The following is an 18,275-nucleotide window of genomic DNA, read 5'->3' on the forward strand; positions in this document are numbered from 1 at the left end:
TCTAAAAGAATATTGTACTTTTGCACCGCCGTTACGAGATAGCGGCATAGTTCAAACCTAAATAATTACATTTAATTAATGGCAACAAGAATCAGATTGCAACGTCGCGGCCGCAAAGGCTATGCTTTTTACAGCATCGTTATAGCTGACGTTCGCGCACCACGTGATGGTAAATTTACTGAAAAGATTGGTACGTACAACCCCAACACTAATCCTGCCACGGTAGATTTAGATTTCGACAGAGCCCTTTATTGGGTAGAGACAGGTGCACAACCTTCCGACACCGTCCGCAATATTTTGTCTAAAGAAGGCGTAATGTTGATGAAGCACTTGAGATCAGGTGTTCGCAAAGGCGCTTTTGACGAGGCAGCAGCACAAGCTAAATTTGAAGCTTGGAAAGCTGATCGCACGAAGAAGCTTGAGGCTACGGTAGGTAAGTTGGTTGCAGAGAAGCAAGCTGCAGCAGATGCCCGTCTCGAAGAAGAGAAGAAGCAAAACGAGCAAATCGCAGAGAAAGTAGCTAATAAGAAAGCTGCTGAGGCTGCCGCAAAGGCAGAAGCTGAAGCTGCTGCAGCTCCCGCTGAGGAAGTTGAGGCTGCTCCTGCTGAAGAAGCAGCTCCTGAAGTAGCTGCTGAAGAGGCTCCGGCTAACGAATAATTAGCGATATCTTCTTCTTAATCAATTAAGACAAGTCTCAATTGATATACCTCCGAAAGTCTGTATATGACTTTCGGAGGTTTCTTATATATAATTGACGTTTAGCGCAGAAGGTCTTATCACTTCTCGGTTTCCTTGCAAGCTCTTATCCACCGATTGCAGTCAACAGACTTCAAATCATTGTAGAAGTTTGTGCAAGCGTCATTATTTTTTGTCTTATTCTCCATTTTCATTTTCAAAGGTCAGAAAGATCTTGCGCAGCGTCTGATTTAGAGAAAACTAAGTTCCGTTTTTCACGGTTTATCCCTCTCTCTTGAATCCCCAGCGCTTGATTGATCAAAGTTTCACCGTGGTGAAACAACTGTACTGTTGTGAAGGTACATTCATACCATCGTGAGCGTACACGTTTACTGTCGTGAGTGTACGCATCATTGATCATAACGATGCGGTGGGAAGTCGGTCATTGATCACTTTATTTTCGACTGAATCGGGAGCGAAAAGGGCATTGCTTGTGCGAAGGTGAGAACTTGGGCGCAAATCATCTGTTGCTTTTCAATTTAATTACTATCTTCGCATTCTTATGAAGATTTTTGTGGTAGAGGGAAACTACCCTCAATACAATATAATAGACGGCGCATCGTTAGATGATAAGGTGGAGCGTCCAAAAACTGCAATCAATTTATTGCCGGATACGGCGCTCTTGATGCGCGGACGCCCTTTCTTCGTCCCCGATTTTGCTTGGCCTTGCACGGTTCAGCTGCATGGGGTCGCGCGGATAGCGCGTCTGGGAAAAAATATTGCGCCTCGTTTTGCTTATCGTTATTATGATGCGGTGAGTGTGGGAGCTACTTTTACGGCCGCCCGACTTTGGGCTCGCTTGCGGGCCTCGGGCTTGCCCTGGGATAAGGCAAAATCTTTTGATGGGGCTTGCAGTCTTGGCACGTTTCAAACGCTCTCGGAAGAAGAACGGAGGGACTTGAGTGGGTGCATTGACTTGTCAATTAACGAACAGGTTGTGCAGACGGCCGATCTGAAAGATATGCTGTGTAGTATTGATGATATTATTGCAGCAATCAGTAGGTATCATAAACTTTGTCAAGGTGATTTGATTTATTGTGGAACGCCTGCGGAAGGTAGTTTGGTGCAACTGGACGATCATATCGTAGGGCGTTGGAAAAATAAGCCTCTGTTGGCTTTTAATGTCAAATAAAAACAAGAATAGTCATACAATACGCGCTCTTAGTAGCACATACTTCGAGCCGTTTTAGCATTTCAGACAAATATGCGTAAGTTCTTGATCATTGTTTTCTGCTTAAACGCACTCTTAAGTGCGGCGCAGCATTTCATAGACTTGCCGGCAGCGAAATATCCTTTGTCGGCAGCGCTTGCCCCTCATTATACGACGCAAATATCTGTGACGGATTCGGTGGGTATAGCAATTACTTTTCCTGAATATCAACCCGTAACGCCTAAAGAGCAGCAAGTGTTGAAAAAATACTTCAAGCAGTTGGGCGATACGCCGGAAGTAAAGACCTCGTTTGGCAAAAGTAGGAAAGAGGGTTTGCTGGATATTTCTATTTTTCCCTTTATTAAGCGCGACAAACGCTATTACCGGTTGGTAAGTTTCAAGTTGGAGTTAGATAGTATAGCTTTGCGCACAAGTCAAGATAAGCGCCTCTTCAACAAACAGCTGAATGCCGCATCTGGTGCTGCGAATCGGTATGCACCTCATTCGGTTTTGGCAACAGGAAAATGGGTAAAAATACACGTGGGTGGCGAAGGTATTTATGAACTTTCAGCTACAAAGTTGAAGGAAATGGGATTTGCCGATATCAATCGTGTGAAGGTGTTTGGTTATGGTGGGCGAGTCTTGCCGGCTGTCTTTGACTTCTCTTCTGCCGATCGCCTCATGGACGATTTGGAAGAAGTGCCGCTTTACCGGCGCAATGGTAGTGTGCTCTTTTATGCTGAAGGGACGGTGCGTAAAATGTGGAGCCCCACGAGGCTGAAATGGACGCACAAGAATAATACTTACGCCCGTTATGCTTACTACTTTGTGACTGAAGGTGAGCAACCCCTTGCTCTGAATCGTATTGCAGCGACGCAGACTCCGGATACAACGCTGGATGCGACGATTAGTCAGGTCGTTTTGGACGATGATGCGTTTTGCTGGTATGAGGGCGGCACGGAAATGTATGATAGTTATGATTTTGCCAACGGAGCAACGCACGCTTATAAGCTCAACACGCCTTTTTATAATGGAAAACGCAACGCTGAGGTCGAAATAGCCTTTGGTGCAGCGGCGCAAAAGAAAGCGCTACAAGTTAATGTGCAACTTAATAATAGCGACTTGGGAACGTTTTCGATAAGCCGTTACTATGGAGAGACAGAAAGTGCACGCGAGACGCGCTCAAAATATAGCGTGGCAAATCTGAAAGAAGAAAATACGTTCAACTTTTCGGTAGGTGGTAATAGTAGTGCGCGATTGAATTATATCTCGATCAGCTATGCGCGCCGCTTAGACGCAACGGATCAGGCCTATGCCTTTCTGCCTGCAACCATAATGCAAGAGCCCGTTCGGCTACACATCGCTAACGCTACGCAAACTACGCAGGTGTGGCAAATAGGACGGGCAAAAGAACCGCTTGCGCAAGTGGCGGGAACGCTAAAAGGCAATACGTTGGAAGTGGATATTGACGATTCGAATCGTCGCTACATTATAGTTGATGTAGCTAAAGCTTATCCGGCTCCGAGCGTAGATGGACAGATTGAAAACCAAGATCTACACGCTGATGGGGCTGTCGATATGGTCATTATTATTCCTCAAAGCGGCAAACTGCTTGCGCAAGCCGAGCGCTTGGCTGAGGCGCATAAGAAGCAGGGGCTTCGCGTGAAGGTGGTGCGGGCAGATCAGTTGTACAATGAGTATTCTTCGGGTACGCCGGATGTGGCTGCGTATCGCCGTTATATGAAGATGTTGTACGATCGTGCACAATCGAATGCGGATATGCCGCGCTATTTGCTACTCTTTGGCGACTGCTTCTGGGATAACCGGATGCTGACAACAACAAAACTGAATGCGGCAGACTTCTTGCTGGCTTATGAGGCCGGTCCGGGAGATGGACAAACAGATATTTCTATCGGTACGCTTTATAGTTACGTTACTGATGATTACTTTGGAATGCTGGATGATGGAGAAGGCAACTCGATGGCGCAAACTGACAAACTCGATTTGGGTATTGGGCGATTTATGTGCTACGATGCGGAAACGGCAAAGATGCTTGTGGATAAAACGATCGACTATCTCGAGAATAAAAAGGTGGGTAATTGGAAGAACAAGATCGTAATGATTGCTGATAACGGCAAAAAAGGAGAGAATAATCTTCATATGAATGATTGCGAAAATGTAATTCGAACGATTAATGCTGTAAGTGGTGATCGATTTAATCTGAAAAAGGTTTATCCGGATGCATATACTTATATGACTTCCGCTACTGGTAATTCTTTTCCGCAGGTAACGAAGATGCTGCGTGAAGAAATGAATCGTGGCGCGCTCATATTCAATTATACGGGCCATGGTAGTCCGATTGAGTTGTCGCAGGCTCATCTCTTGGCCACTAAAGATTACGAGTTGCCGACGCAAGGTAACCTTCCACTCTGGATATTTGCGTCTTGTGAAGTAACGCCGTTTGACCAACAGACGAATGATATTGGCCGAGCTGCTTTGTATAATAAGAATGGTGGTGCAATGGCCGTCATCTGTGCTTCGCGTTCTGTCTTTGCCAACTACAATCGCTCATTAAATGTTGTGCTTAACAAGAACTTGTTGTCGATGAATCAAGATGGCGCCTATAATACGATGGGCGAAGCGATGCGATTAACTAAAATTGGTCTGCTTGATGGCTCATATAATAAAGAAACAGACCGCTCAATGAACAAGTTAAAGTATACATTGTTGGGCGATCCTGCATTGCCATTGATGGCTCCTCGGCAAGAGATCGTGTTAGATAGTATCAACGGCGCGCCAATCAACTCCTCGTCTAAAATACAGCTGAAGGCGGGAGAAAAAGTGCGCTTTTCGGGTCACGTAATCAAGAACAACGCCGTAGATACAGGTTTCTCCGGTGTCGTAACCGGCTCGCTGCACGATAGAAAAGAGACCATTACGTGCAAAAATAACGGAGGCAATGCTTCAGAGGCAATGGTTTATACGGATTGGCCAAACAGCCTGTACGAGGGTAGCGATTCTGTTAAGCAAGGTTGCTTCACGCTAAACATAACAATACCCCATGAAATCAGCTATTCAAATCAAAATGGTCGCTTATCGCTTTATGCCGTTGACAATACGCGGCAGGAAGAAGCGCATGGCTTTAATGAAAACTTCTTTATGAATGGTTCTGCTACAACAACAGAGACAGATTCTATCGGGCCGAAGATTTTTATATACCTAAATACGCCGGATTTTCCGAATGGTGGTTACGTAAAGTCAGACGCACTACTCATCGCGACTTTAAGTGACAGCGCGGGCATCAATACAGTAAAGAATAGTGTAGGACATGCGCTAGAGTTAGTCTTGGATAACCAGCAAGGAATACCGATCTTGCTCAACGACTATTTTAGTTATGATTTCGGAAGTTCTACATCCGGCACAGTTACTTATCCGCTTGAAGGTCTTACTAACGGAAAGCATCGTTTGAGTCTGAGAGCTTGGGATATTAATGACAATTCTACGACAGCCTATCTCGATTTTATCGTATCAGAGCAGGCAGGTAAAGAAATGGACGTAAATGCTACGCAAAATCCGGCAAAGAATAATACCTTATTCATTACAACGATTGCCTCCGACCAAGCGGAGCAGCCCGTTACGACGGAGGTGTATGACGTTTCCGGCCGACTAGTTTGGTCTGCTTCGGCAAAGGTTAGTGGCACTTACGCTACAATCAATTGGGATTTGACCAATAGTAGAGGTGCGAAAGTCAATGCCGGTATTTATATCTATCGTTCTTTAGTTAACGGGAAGCATACGAAAGCGAAAAAAATGATAGTTCTAAAGCAATAAAATCGCAAAAGCCAAGTTTAAATGACTGTACATAGCAGCGCGATCAGCGCTAACGAAAGAAAAATATGAAACGCATCATTCTCTTCACAATAGCCTTTATTGCCTTTGCCGGCATTTCACGTGCCGATGATAAAGATGAATTTAAGAAGAAGTTTAATCCGATTATGACGGCTGTTACTTCTCAAAGCATTTCTCCGGATGCACGTGCCGGAGGTATGGGAGACGTTGGCGCGGCTACAGATCCCGACGTCTTTTCTCAAGCTTGGAACCCCGCAAAGTATCCCTTTACCATTAGTCGGGCAGGTATATCTCTGAATTACACACCTTGGTTACGTAAGATTACTTCGGGCATTGCGCTTTTAGATGCAGCCGGCTATCTGCGCATCGGAGATTATCAGGCAGTCAGTGGCTCTGTGCGCTACTTTACGCTGGGCGATGTGATGACAGACGATAAAAACATGACGGTTCGGCCTTATGAATTTGGCGTCGACGTGGCCTATTCTCGTATGCTGAGTGAAAAACTTTCAGCCGCCATTGCTTTGCGATACATTTACTCTGACATAAGCGGCCATTATGATGACCAAATGAAAGCCGGCTCAGCCTTTGCTGCCGACTTAGCTCTTTATTGGAACAACTATGTAATGTTAGGTAGCCGCGAAAGTCAGTTGGCTTTTGGCCTAAATATTAGCAATGTAGGTAGTAAGATCAACTATGGAGGAGATTACTCCTACTTTATCCCGACCAACTTGCGCTTAGGTGCGAGCCTGATGATTCCTGTAAACGAATTCAACCGCGTTTCTTTCAGCGCAGATGTCAACAAACTCCTCGTACCCTCTCTTCCGTTGAGGAATGATGGGGAAACAAATGAAGATTATAACGAACGCGTGCGTCGCGAATATTACGATATGAGCTCCATCAAGGGTATGTTCAAGAGTTTCGGAGATTCTCCCAACGGCTTTAAGGGTGAATTAGAAGAAATTCAATGGGGTTTGGGTATGGAATATACTTACAACGATCAATTCTCTTTGCGTGCAGGTTATCACCACGAAAGCGACAGTCAAGGAGGTCGTAAATTTTTCACCCTGGGTGCCGGATTTAGAATGAACGTCCTCTCAATTGATGCAGGATATGTCGTTGCTACCAATGCTACAAACCCTTTAGATCAAACGCTTCGCGTGTCTTTATCATTTGATATGGACGGCATAAAATCTCTTTTTAGTAGATAAAAAATGAAGATAAGGGTAGGTTTTGGCTTCGATGTCCATCGCTTAGTACAGGGGCGTGACCTTTGGCTTGGCGGCATTAAGATACCTTATGATGCCGGTTTATTAGGCCACAGCGATGCTGACGTTTTGCTCCACGCTGTTTGCGACGCTCTCTTGGGAGCTGCTAATATGCGCGATATTGGTTACCACTTTCCGGATACGGGAGCTGCTTATAAGGATATTGATAGCAAGATTTTATTGCAGAAAACTATGCAATTGCTTGCCGATAATGCGTGGAGCGTAGGCAATGTCGATGCTACCATCTGCGCTGAGCAACCAAAACTCAATCCTCACATAGAAAAAATGAAGGCGGTCATAGCTCCGCTTTTAAGCATATCTGAAGAAGATATCTCCATCAAGGCTACTACAACTGAGAAGTTGGGCTTTACAGGGCGGCAAGAAGGTATCTCTGCTTATGCTGTCGTACTGATTGAAAAGAAGGGCGCATAGTTGAATCTTATTCTCGTAATGTTGGTTTGATATAAACGCAATTTGTTTTGAAGGCTATTAAAACAGGTCTTACTAACGTGATATAGAATGGGCTGAAAATCGGATATGGTTTTTCAGCCCTTTGCTTTTTCTTGGGTGAGTAGTACTTCCGGACAACAATACAATCGTTTGACAAAGTGAAGTTCCAGATCGTTTATAGCACCTTCTCTGAACTCAAGTATTTTTCGCTTATTATCAGGTAGATGCCTTTTGTCCTCATCTCTCGAAGTCTTAGTTTCGTATGGTTTGCTCCCGCCAAACTATCGTTTGGTGCCGGCAAACCATAATTTGATACCAGCAAATGATAGTTTGGTGGGAGCAAACGAAAAACTCATCAGTTAGAGGTAGAGTTTAATAATGTGATACTATGACAAAATTAGGCGTAGGGCAACTATATCTCTTACGTCAGTCGGAGAATATAGAAAGAACGAGCATATAGAATGGTACTTGCCAAATGACTTTATAGATCTTATGCGTGAGTTTTGTGTCGTTTTGTGTAAATAATCGGCAAGCAGTTTTTTGTAGAGGATACAATTGAGATTTATATAAAAGTAAGTTTTTGTTCAGTAAGACTAGCTTGTTATAAAGGCTAAGAATCTTATTCTATAATGAATGGTAACTCTTTATATATGTGCGTTTTGAAATGTGAACTCAAAGTCAATTTTATATAGGATTTTGCTTCGTTTAATGCTTTTCAATCTTGGTCAATACACGTTTGCATAGCAGAGAGTAGGAGAGAAGCCTCAGCCATAACTGAACAGTTGTACAAGGCCAAATCTTGATGTTAATAGTTGGGAAGGTGATTATAAATTAGCCCAACCACTACAATTTGAAACAAAAAACACTTATGTCGCGAACTTGTCTGCGGCATAAGTGGGAGTAGGATTGTTATAGTAAGCGCTTACCTTGAAGCGCTATTGTAGCTTTCTGCTATCTATGCTCCATTTTAGAATTTTCTAAAAGATAGTTTTGCATAATCTGATTGCAATAACATCGTTTTGCGGTCCAAATGTAGTACTGCAAAGTTGGCTTTTATGCCATTGATCCCTGTCTTTTGAAAGCAAGTCGTCAAAGGGTCGTCTATCTTTTGATCAGCTTCGCGATAGTGGCGATAGAAGTCGGATAGTTTTAAAGAATCTCCCGTAAAATTGAATCGACACAACGACTCTTCTGTCAATGATTCGTGGAGTTTGCCGGTCATACTATGTATGCTGATCAACTTATATTGTATATCCCAGAAGATTAGTTGCTCTTTCGTTTTTACTGTTCTGTTGCTGCCATCTAAATAGCTTACTTCCATTAATTGCCAGCGGCCATCCAACTTTCCATTGTCGGATGTCTCAATAGAACAACTGGTCAAGAGCAGAAGAAATATAGTGATCAGAGAAAAGTTTCTCATCTTTCTTATCGTATCATTAAGTTTTTAAAAAACGTTTGCTTAGAACAGTCCCCGCTTGCTAAGACCTATTTGCAGACCAACATTATTATCTAACAAATTACCTCGATCTATGCCGAACGAAGATGTGATCTGCCAATCTTTAGGTAAGCTATAGCTAACTTCGCATAGGATTGACGTGTTGTATTTTTTATCCTTGAAGGGCACAAAGTATGAACCCCAGTTTTCGGAATAAGTCAGAAGGAAACGATAGTGCAAGCGGTCAGTTGGGTTTCCACGAAAACCTATATGGTGCGCAAACAAACGATTGTTGCGAATTTGAAGTACGCGATCCTTATTGTAAATTGGAGAGGTGATTAAGGGGTTACCAATTACTTGCCCCCAATGCGCCCACGCTAAATAAAGATTGTGACTGTAGTAGCCGTCTTTTCCGCCAACCTCATCAGGAATTTGAGTGGTGTGGTCGTGATAGAGGGGGCCGCTTTGGTATTTCGTGTATAGATATTCATAGACTATGTCGGAGACAAATCTGTTTTTCGGCAATGTAACTTCAACTCCCCACAGCCCATCTTTGAGCTTGTAGCCGGTAAAATGCCTACTTTGCTTCGTGTTGTCTGCATTCCATCCTCCGCTTCCTAACATAAATAGGCCTGAATGGTCTTCAAAAAAATGGTCATAATAGGCTCTGACTTTCCACGTGGGAAACTTATAGGAAATATCTGCGATCCAACTACCCAACATATTGCCGGAGTTGTTCGCATATACGCCGTCTGTTGGGTCATTTCCGCCAGAGAAGAATGCATTCCAAAAAGCTTTTAGGCCGTGATCTAACTCAACTTTTGGATGAGTTGCGTCTAAGTTGTAGATAGTTCCACCAAACTGCGTTGCCATTTCTAACCCTAAGGTTCCGCTTAAAGGAAATCTTTCTTCGTTTCCAAAGTGTAGATAGCCGGATTTGCTATGATAGAGCGCTTTACGTACATATCTGCTTCCTGTAGGTTGGTAGTTCTCTTGCCATTTTCCATCCGTGAACCAGCCATAAGCAACGTGGCCTTTCAAACCAAGCCACGGCGTTACCTGCCAATAGTCCGGAAGTTCGACGCGAACTTGAGGTACGGGACGACTATTAATGCCTAAGGTCATTGAACCGCTACTCAGTTCGTCGTTTTTCAATTCTAAGGGGCGCTCTTTGCTACCTATCGCGAAGCGAACCTTTTTGTATTGGGCCTCACCATAGAGTTGCTGAATAATAAGCCCGCTTGTGTGGTCTATTGCGCCAGCAATATCTGCCCCATAATCTAAATGCCACTTTCCAAATTCATCTTGGCGAGTAATTTTAGCCCTAATATAGGCGCTCTGGGCGCGTACAGACGAAAGGCCATACTTGTTGGCGTTTAGCCAAAATGGATTACGGTTGCTTGCAAACGAAACTTGCGTGGAGGCCTCATAGACCCAAGGACTCTGCTCCGATTGGGCGGCAACCGCAACACAATAGAAAAAGGATACGAATAGGATTCCTAAACCTTGCTTACTTAGCATAATTGATTGAGCGTGTTTCTCGAATGACCGTAATTTTAACTTGACCCGGATAAGTCATTTCATCTTGGATCTTTTTCGCGATTTCGAAAGATAATTGCTCTGTCTGCTTATCGTCAATCTTATCTGCGCCAACTATGACACGTAGTTCGCGACCGGCTTGTATAGCATAGGTCTTCGTAACACCGGGATAGCTCATCGCAATGTTTTCCAAATCATTCAAACGCTTAATGTAAGCTTCTATAATCTCGCGGCGAGCGCCCGGACGAGCGCCACTAATCGCGTCACACACTTGTACAATCGGCGCAATCAAAGAAGACATTTCTACTTCGTCGTGGTGAGCGGCGATAGCATTAACAACTTCTGGCTTTTCCTTAAACTTCTCAGCCAATTTAGCACCGTATAATGCGTGTGGAAGTTCGCTTTCTTCATCAGGCACTTTACCTATATCGTGTAGTAAACCTGCTCGCTTCGCCTTTTTCGGATTTAAGCCTAACTCAGAAGCCATAACGGCACACAAGTTTGCCGTTTCGCGAGCATGTTGTAGTAAGTTTTGTCCATAAGAAGAGCGATATTTCATTTTACCAACAATGCGAATAAGTTCTGGATGCAGGCCGTGGATTCCTAAGTCAATTGCTGTGCGCTTTCCAGTCTCAATAACTTCTTCCTCAACTTGTTTCTGCACTTTTGCAACAACTTCTTCGATGCGTGCGGGGTGAATACGTCCGTCTGCGATCAATTGGTGCAAAGCTAAGCGCGCAACTTCTCGGCGCACGGGGTCAAAGGCTGAGATGACAATTGCTTCCGGCGTATCATCAACAACAACTTCTACGCCTGTAGCGGCTTCCAGAGCGCGAATGTTGCGTCCTTCACGGCCGATAATACGGCCTTTTACCTCATCGTTGTCGATGTGGAAGACCGTTGTACTATTTTCTATGGCCGTTTCTGTGGCTACGCGCTGAATAGTTTGGATAACGATTCGCTTTGCCTCTTTATTTGCCGTCAGTTTGGCGTCATCCATAATGTCGTTAATATAGGATTGCGCATTAGTGCGCGCCTCATCTTTCAACGACTCTACCAATCTCATTTTCGCATCTTCAGCAGAGAGGCCGCTGAGTTCCTCTAATTTTTGCTGTTCTTGGCGTTGAATTTTCTCTAAGTCTGCTTCGCGATTGGCTAATGCTTTCTGTTGATTCTGCAGGCGTTGGATTTCTTCTTCTAAGTCGCCTTTGCGCTTATTGATTTCCTCTTGGCGTTGCGTGAGTGTTTGCTCCCGTTGTTTTAGCTTGCTTTCTACTTGTTGTAGCTTTTGATTGCGCTGTTGCGTATCTCTTTCAAGCTCATTCTTCTTATTTAAGAATTTCTCGCGTACCTCAAGTAGTTTTTTCTCTTTCAGTACTTCTGATTGCTTCTCTGCCGCTTTGATTGTGCGACGATACTTTCCCGTAAGCATATAGCGGAAGCAGGCATAACCAAGTCCGCTTCCAATCAATAAAGCTAAAACTGTGGATATAATAAGAATAGGTTCCATATAGATTTTGTCCTTTTGATATTTTGTTGTTTCTGATTTGTTATTATTGTTATGTTGAAGAAGAGTGCTGAAAGAAAGACAAAATTTGTTTTTAGTCGTCCTCTTTTTTTAGCGTATCTTCTATTTCAGATGTCAATGCTTCCATGCTGGCTACGAAGGGCGCCGTGTTTTGTACTTGTTCAAGTTGTAGCGCTTGCACCGCAAAATCCAGAATGGAGATAGACATATATTTTTCGATTGTTTGATTAGGATAGGTTTGTGCATATCTGCCCAACTTATCATTAATCAGCTTTGCCGCTTTTCGGTAGATTTCTTCCTGACTCCTTTGGACTGAGATAGTGTGCATTTGACTCCCAATTCTGAGCTGGATAACTAATTTATTGCTGTCTGCCATATGTGTTTGCGAATTATCCATTTAGCAGTGCGATGCATTTGTCTATTCTTCTAATGAGCGAAGCCATTTTTGTCTTTGCTCCTTGAAGATCTGAGTTGCTTATTTCAATCATTTTAGCCAGTTTTAGGTTGTTATAGTCATCCTGAAGCTGCCTAATTTCCTCTTTTGCAGCTGCTATTTCTTTTTCACCTTCAGTTAGGGCCAACTGTAGTTCTGCATTTTTCTCCGTGAGCGCCTTGTATTGCAAGATGAGCTGTCTTACTCTCGTCTCAAACACTCTAAGTTTTTCTTCCTCTTCTTTTGTCATTACTCACCAACTTGTATAGCGCGAAGATACGTAAATATTTTATTGTATGCAATTTACCTATCTTCTGCTCATGCAAAGTTTATATAGGAGAAGTAGGCTTATTTTTCTTCGACGTCTTTCGGTTTTTTCTCCTTCTTTACCAATACGAGGAGGTGAAAGACATAGTCCGTTACCCACTGTTGCGAATAGCCCAGCGCGTGTTGGTAGCGGCGAACCGTAAGGGCTGCTTTGTATGCACCGGGATCTTTCCAATCGTTTTTTTCAAGAATGTCTCGCACGGTTTTTTGCGTCATAGCGTAAAGTGCCTTTCGCATAAAGCCGGGAACGCGAACTTTCCATTTCATCATGTTGCCTGCAAGCATCATCAGCTCTTGAGTAAAGCCCTGAAAATTGAAGAGAAATCCTTGCATTTGGTTGATGTTCTTACAATTGCGCTTGACGGACTGGTCAATTTCTTTAAAGAAATATTCCGGCATATCGTAGATTTCCATCAGCATCTTTTTGCAACGATTCTTTTCGGCCAAACCCAGTTTGTTGTTTGCTGTAGGAACGTGCAAGGTTTGCTTAAAAACGCGTAAGTCGGGCAAAGCTGCTAAATTGCTAATGCCCAAATTGCCAGCCAATACGGCTTGATAATATACGCGAATCAGCGTCATGAAATCTTCCAGACCGCCGAGACGCCACCCTTCATCTTGAGCGGTGGCTTTTCGCTTAAAGATTTTAGCTAAAAAACTCATAATATCATTTTCTTGTGCAAAGTTAATGTAAAGTAAAGGAAGGGCAAAATAAAACGAACGCTTTGCAGAAAAAGATAATGTCTTTTAGGTATCAAAGACGTATAGGAAATGGGGTGGAGTTGGGGCTGATTTCTCGCTTTTAGTGTGCTTTATAATTGTACTTCTGTATATAATAGCTAAAGATTTTGCCATTATACCGTCGAAAAGTTCGCATATTCGTTTGATAGAGATATGCATACGGTTGCGTAATGAAAAGTTGCGCCCAATTACATCAATATTATTTGTGTGTTCTGAAATGTTTTTGAGTTGTCTTGACTTTCTTAAAATGAAATGTTCTTTGATTGATCATTGTTTGCTCCCAGCAAACCATTGTTTGGCGGCAGCAAACTATCGTTTGGTCTCAGCAAACTATCGTTTGGCGCCAGCAAACGATACAATCCTAAAGATCTCCGTGAGTACAACCCAGCCTTATTTTCTTAATGGCAAATTGAAAAGAAAGAAGCAATAGCGCTCAGACGATGGATAAAGCTATCATTTTGCTTTAGAGTTTGTAGTACGTGATGAATGAAAGTACTTACGTTAGAGGTTTCCTTATGTTCAAGCGTAGCTTTTAAACAAATGGCTCGTAAATCCGGAAACTTCAATGGAATGGGGCGAACACAGAAAATAAAAATCGGGAAAACGACCTTGCATTTTCCCGATTTTTATAGATGATAGTAAGTTTATTGCACATTGAGAACAATCTCGCTGAGCGAGGGGTGGGCATGAATCGTGTCCTTTAATTGTTCGATAGTGCCATTATAGCGCATTAGCATTGTCACTTCGTGGATGAGGTCAGCGGCATGTGCGCCCAAAATGTGTGCGCCCAAAATGTGGCCTTCCATATCTGCGAGCAATTTTACCGTGCCGTCTTCCGCGTCCATCGTCATTGCTTTTCCGTTGGCGCGATAGAAGGCTTTGTAAGCTTTATATTCGACCTGCTCTGCCTTAAGTTGTTCCTCGGTCTTTCCAACCATAGCCAATTCCGGTACCGTAAACACTGCTGCCGGAACTAAATCAAGGCGAATGTCGTCCTTCTTGCCCAGAATGTGGTTCAAAGCGTGGAAACTCTGGAACGTAGCTGCGTGGGCCAATTGCATCAGACCATTGATGTCGCCAACAGCATAGATGTTGGGGATGTTGGTCTGGAAGTGCTCGTTGACAGTTACGCCTTTCTTGGTATATTCAATGCCGATGTCGCTGAAGTTCAGCGAGTCGAGATTTGCTCCACGGCCTACGGCCATCAAAACCAAGTCGCAATCAATGGCAGCCGGCTTTCCTTTTTCTTCAAACGCGACAGTGTAGCCATCTTGCGTAGGTTTTATGCCCGTTGCAGCTGCTCCTACTTTGAAATTGATACCTTTTTTCTTCAAGCTGGTACGTAGGCGTTTGGCAATGTCTTGATCAAAGAAGGGGAGAACCTCTTTGCAGAACTCGACAACCGTAACTTCGCTACCGAAAGCATTGAAGATGGAGGCAAACTCTAAGCCGATAACGCCACCACCTATGACGCAAAGGCGCTTCGGAACTTGAGTCAGGTCGAGCATTTCTGTAGACGTGACAACGCCTTCACAGTGTGCACCTTCAATAGGTAGGAACTTGGTGACCGAACCTGTAGCTATAATGATGTTGTCAGCTTGAATTTCTTCTTCGCCAACAAGTATCGTGTGGGCATCTTTGAATTGTGCACGACCATTGATAAGTGTGATGCCCGGCGTTTTCATTAATGCCTCTACAGAACTTACTAATTTTCCGACGATTTCATTCTTGCGGGCTACGGCCTTTTGGATGTCGAAGTGGAGTGTATCAAAGCTGATGCCACTCTTTTCCGCTTCACGAGCTTCTTCCAAAACTTCTGCGCTGTGGCAGAGGGCTTTGGTCGGAATACAGCCAACATTAAGACACGTGCCTCCGCAGGCGTGCTCCTCAATGACGGCCACCGTAAGTCCGGAATGAGCCGCTTTGACTGCTGCTTCATAACCGCCGGGGCCTGCTCCGATGATGGTTAAATCGACTTTCATTGCTGAGCCTTTAAGTCTTTGTAGGTAAATAGTGAAGCCTTGACAGCCTTAACGTCATCTAAACGACGAATCGGTGTATTATGCGGTGCGCTCTTGACCAATTCCTTGTTTTCCTTAGCCTCTTCGGCGATCTTTTTGAGCGTAGCAATAAAGCCGTCAAGCGTTTCTTTGCTTTCGTCTTCAGTAGGTTCGATCATCATAGCCTCGTGGAAAAGGAGAGGGAAATAAATCGTAGGAGCATGATAGCCGTAATCAAGCAAACGCTTCGCAACATCTAAGGTCTTAACATAATCTGCTGAGTCGCGCGGACCTGCATATTCCTCTTTCATTCCGTCGAAAACAAACTCATGCTTGCAAATTCCCTCAATCGGCAAATTATAATGCGACTTGAGGCACTCTTTGATATAGTTTGCATTTAAAACGGAGAGTTTGCCGGCCATAGCAATGTGATCTCGTCCGATCGTAAGCAGATAAGCGCAAGCGCGAATCAAAATGCCATAATTGCCTAATGCGGAAGAAATGCTTCCGAGAGCAGATTCTTTTATGGTTTGCTTGTACGTTCCGCCTTTTTCTTCGCATACAACGGGGTTGGGGAGGAATTCTTCTAATCCTTTTCCAACACCTACAGGGCCTGCACCCGGACCACCACCGCCGTGAGGCGTGGAGAATGTCTTATGTAAATTGAGGTGTAGTACGTCAAAACCCATATCTCCTGGGCGGCAAACGCCTAAGATGGGGTTGAAGTTTGCACCATCATAATACATTAAACCGCCACACTCGTGTACCAATTGTGCAATCTGCGGAATTTGCGTCTCAAAGATACCTAAAGTGTTGGGGTTGGTCATCATCATACCGGCAATGTCGTCTCCCAAAAGCGGCTTCAGGTCCTCTACATCGACAGTGCCTTGTGCCGTACTTTTCACCGTAATTACTTCTAAACCACAAACAGCAGCACTGGCGGGATTTGTGCCGTGTGCTGAGTCAGGTACAATGATCTTTGTACGCTTTGTTTCCCCACGCTTTTCGTGATAAGCACGAATAACCATTAAGCCCGTTAACTCTCCGTGAGCGCCGGCGTATGGATTCAGCGTGAAGCGCTCCATACCCGTTACTTCAGAGAGGATTTTTTGCGTCTTGTCGTAGAGTTCTAAAGCTCCTTGAACCGTATAATCAGGCTGAAGTGGGTGCAAATTGGTAAATCCGGGGAGTGCTGCCACTTCATCGTTGATTTTAGGATTGTACTTCATTGTACAACTTCCTAATGGATAGAAGCCTGTGTCAACACCGAAGTTGTTGTTGCTCGCATTTGTGTAATGGCGCGTCACTGTTAGTTCGTCAACTTCAGGAAGAGCCGGTTGGCTTCCACGTAATAATTGTTGCGGAAGTTGGTCCAAGGAATAGCCTTGTATGTTGTTTTTCGGAAGTGAATAGCCTTGCCTGCCTGGATTGGACAGTTCGAATATCAGTTTTCCGTAATATGTGTTGTTCATAACGAAAGGTTTAGAGAGCTAATTGAATGAATGTATCCAGTTCTTCCTTGCTGCGCTTTTCTGTTACAGCTATGAGCAATTTATCTTCGCCCACGGGAACGCCGGGAAGGATGCCTGCTTCGATCATCTTTGCCTGAAGAGCTTGCAGGTCACCTTTGTAGCGTACAATAAACTCATTTAAGAAAGGCTGATCGTATACTTTTTCAAACTTACTCGTCTCAAGTAGTTTGTTATATAGATAATGTGCGCCGGCAAAGCCTGTTTCGTTTACTTCTTTTAGGCCCTTTGCACTCATCATGCTAAGATACATTGCTACGTAAAGACACATAACGCCTTGAGCTGTGCATATATTTGATGTGGCGTGCTCGCGGCGGATGTGTTGTTCGCGGGCTTGAAGCGTTAAAACGAAGCAACGTTCTCCGTTAGCGTCAGTTGTTGCACCGACAAGGCGTCCCGGCATTTTTCTAACGTGTGCTTTTGTTGTGCAGAGGTATCCTATGTAGGGGCCGCCAAAATTTAATGGCAAGCCTAAGCTTTGCGCTTCGCCACAAGCGATATCTGCTCCCCATTCGCCCGGAGTCTTTAAGACTGAAAGCGTGGATGCGATGGTGTTGATTACGAACAAGGCTTTGTTTGAATGGCACAAGTCTGCGAGACCGCTGAAGTCTTCTACGATACCATAGAAGTTGGGTTGTGCAACGATAACTCCGGCTACGTCTTTTTCTTGTTCAAAGCGTGCTGTGATAGCCTCTTTGTCTGTGATACCATCTTTGGCCGGAATTACTTCTAAGTTGATTCCGTGGTACTTTGCGTAGGTTTTAACTACAGCAATCGTCCTTGGATCAAATGTTTCACTGATGAGGACCGTATTTTTCTTCTTTGCAGAGTTTACACACATCAGCATTGCTTCTGCTGTTGCTGTTGCGCCGTCATACATAGAAGCGTTTGAAACATCCATTCCCGTAAGTTCAGCCATCATTGTCTGATACTCGAAAATGTATTGTAAAGTTCCTTGTGAGATTTCCGCTTGATACGGCGTGTAAGATGTCGCAAATTCGGAGCGAGATGCAATATAAGGAATCAAGCTCGGTTGGTAGTGATCATAAGCTCCGGCGCCGGCGAAGCAAATCAATTGCTGATTTTTGTTTGCCAGTCTTTGGAACTCTTTGCGAACTTCTAATTCCGATTGTGCTTCGGGAATGTCAAGCTCGCGTTTTAGTTTTAATTCTTCAGGCACTTCTGCGTAAAGTTCATCGAGCGAATTGACGCCGATCACTTTAAGCATTTCCTGAATATCATTGTCTGTATGCGGGAAAAACTTAAACATAGTTGTGTAAAAGAATTAGGCCAATTA

General features: G+C 44.0%; 14 protein-coding genes. 5 read left to right on the plus strand and 9 right to left on the minus strand.

Annotated features, from left to right (window positions below; all coding sequences use genetic code 11):
• Positions 1–78 precede the first annotated feature (78 nt).
• The 5 genes from GCWU000325_RS07235 (at position 79) to ispF (ending at position 7,431) form a co-directional block, all read left to right on the plus strand.
• Entirely contained in the window at positions 79–657 is a 579-nt protein-coding gene (locus GCWU000325_RS07235) for a 30S ribosomal protein S16 (protein WP_006255691.1), read from the plus strand.
• 580 nt (positions 658–1,237) lie between these two features.
• Positions 1,238–1,867, plus strand: coding sequence for a fumarylacetoacetate hydrolase family protein (locus GCWU000325_RS07240; protein WP_006255693.1), 630 nt, complete (start codon positions 1,238–1,240; stop codon positions 1,865–1,867).
• Positions 1,868–1,939: 72 nt separating this feature from the next.
• The gene (gene porU / locus GCWU000325_RS11025) at positions 1,940–5,716 is read left to right on the plus strand and encodes a type IX secretion system sortase PorU (RefSeq protein WP_006255694.1); all 3,777 of its coding nucleotides are present in this window, start codon (positions 1,940–1,942) and stop codon (positions 5,714–5,716) included.
• Between the two features lie 65 nt (positions 5,717–5,781).
• Positions 5,782–6,942, plus strand: a complete 1,161-nt coding sequence (porV, locus tag GCWU000325_RS07250) for a type IX secretion system outer membrane channel protein PorV (RefSeq protein WP_006255695.1) — start codon at positions 5,782–5,784, stop codon at positions 6,940–6,942.
• A 3-nt stretch (positions 6,943–6,945) separates the two neighbouring features.
• Positions 6,946–7,431: a 2-C-methyl-D-erythritol 2,4-cyclodiphosphate synthase gene (gene ispF / locus GCWU000325_RS07255; RefSeq protein ID WP_006255696.1), complete on the plus strand. Its 486-nt coding sequence runs from the start codon at positions 6,946–6,948 to the stop codon at positions 7,429–7,431.
• Between the two features lie 985 nt (positions 7,432–8,416).
• On the opposite strand, the gene GCWU000325_RS07260 is transcribed toward ispF, so the two are convergent.
• The 9 genes from GCWU000325_RS07260 to gcvPA all read right to left on the minus strand — a co-directional run bounded on the left by GCWU000325_RS07260 (position 8,417) and on the right by gcvPA (position 18,248).
• Positions 8,417–8,869: a lipocalin-like domain-containing protein gene (locus GCWU000325_RS07260; RefSeq protein ID WP_006255698.1), complete on the minus strand. Its 453-nt coding sequence runs from the start codon at positions 8,867–8,869 to the stop codon at positions 8,417–8,419.
• A 39-nt stretch (positions 8,870–8,908) separates the two neighbouring features.
• On the minus strand, positions 8,909–10,405 hold the full coding sequence (locus tag GCWU000325_RS07265) for a capsule assembly Wzi family protein (RefSeq protein WP_006255699.1): 1,497 nt from the start codon (positions 10,403–10,405) through the stop codon (positions 8,909–8,911).
• Positions 10,395–11,933, minus strand: coding sequence for a ribonuclease Y (rny, locus tag GCWU000325_RS07270; RefSeq protein ID WP_006255700.1), 1,539 nt, complete (start codon positions 11,931–11,933; stop codon positions 10,395–10,397). Before rny ends, GCWU000325_RS07265 begins: the two co-directional genes overlap by 11 nt.
• A gap of 91 nt (positions 11,934–12,024) precedes the next feature.
• A complete protein-coding gene (locus GCWU000325_RS07275; protein ID WP_040599712.1) occupies positions 12,025–12,327 on the minus strand; it encodes a cell division protein ZapA in 303 nt (100 codons plus the stop codon).
• Positions 12,328–12,340: 13 nt separating this feature from the next.
• A complete protein-coding gene (locus GCWU000325_RS07280; protein WP_006255702.1) occupies positions 12,341–12,634 on the minus strand; it encodes a hypothetical protein in 294 nt (97 codons plus the stop codon).
• A 98-nt stretch (positions 12,635–12,732) separates the two neighbouring features.
• The gene (locus tag GCWU000325_RS07285) at positions 12,733–13,371 is read right to left on the minus strand and encodes a hypothetical protein (RefSeq protein ID WP_006255703.1); all 639 of its coding nucleotides are present in this window, start codon (positions 13,369–13,371) and stop codon (positions 12,733–12,735) included.
• 722 nt (positions 13,372–14,093) lie between these two features.
• The gene (gene lpdA, locus GCWU000325_RS07295; RefSeq protein ID WP_006255705.1) at positions 14,094–15,431 is read right to left on the minus strand and encodes a dihydrolipoyl dehydrogenase; all 1,338 of its coding nucleotides are present in this window, start codon (positions 15,429–15,431) and stop codon (positions 14,094–14,096) included.
• Positions 15,428–16,921 (minus strand): aminomethyl-transferring glycine dehydrogenase subunit GcvPB, encoded by a 1,494-nt coding sequence (gene gcvPB / locus GCWU000325_RS07300; RefSeq protein ID WP_006255706.1) that lies wholly within the window; start codon positions 16,919–16,921, stop codon positions 15,428–15,430. Before gcvPB ends, lpdA begins: the two co-directional genes overlap by 4 nt.
• 10 nt (positions 16,922–16,931) lie before the next feature.
• Positions 16,932–18,248, minus strand: a complete 1,317-nt coding sequence (gene gcvPA, locus GCWU000325_RS07305; protein ID WP_006255707.1) for an aminomethyl-transferring glycine dehydrogenase subunit GcvPA — start codon at positions 18,246–18,248, stop codon at positions 16,932–16,934.
• Positions 18,249–18,275 lie beyond the last annotated feature (27 nt).

Origin of the sequence: Alloprevotella tannerae ATCC 51259 (assembly GCF_000159995.1) — a bacterium.
GTDB lineage: Bacteria > Bacteroidota > Bacteroidia > Bacteroidales > Bacteroidaceae > Alloprevotella > Alloprevotella tannerae.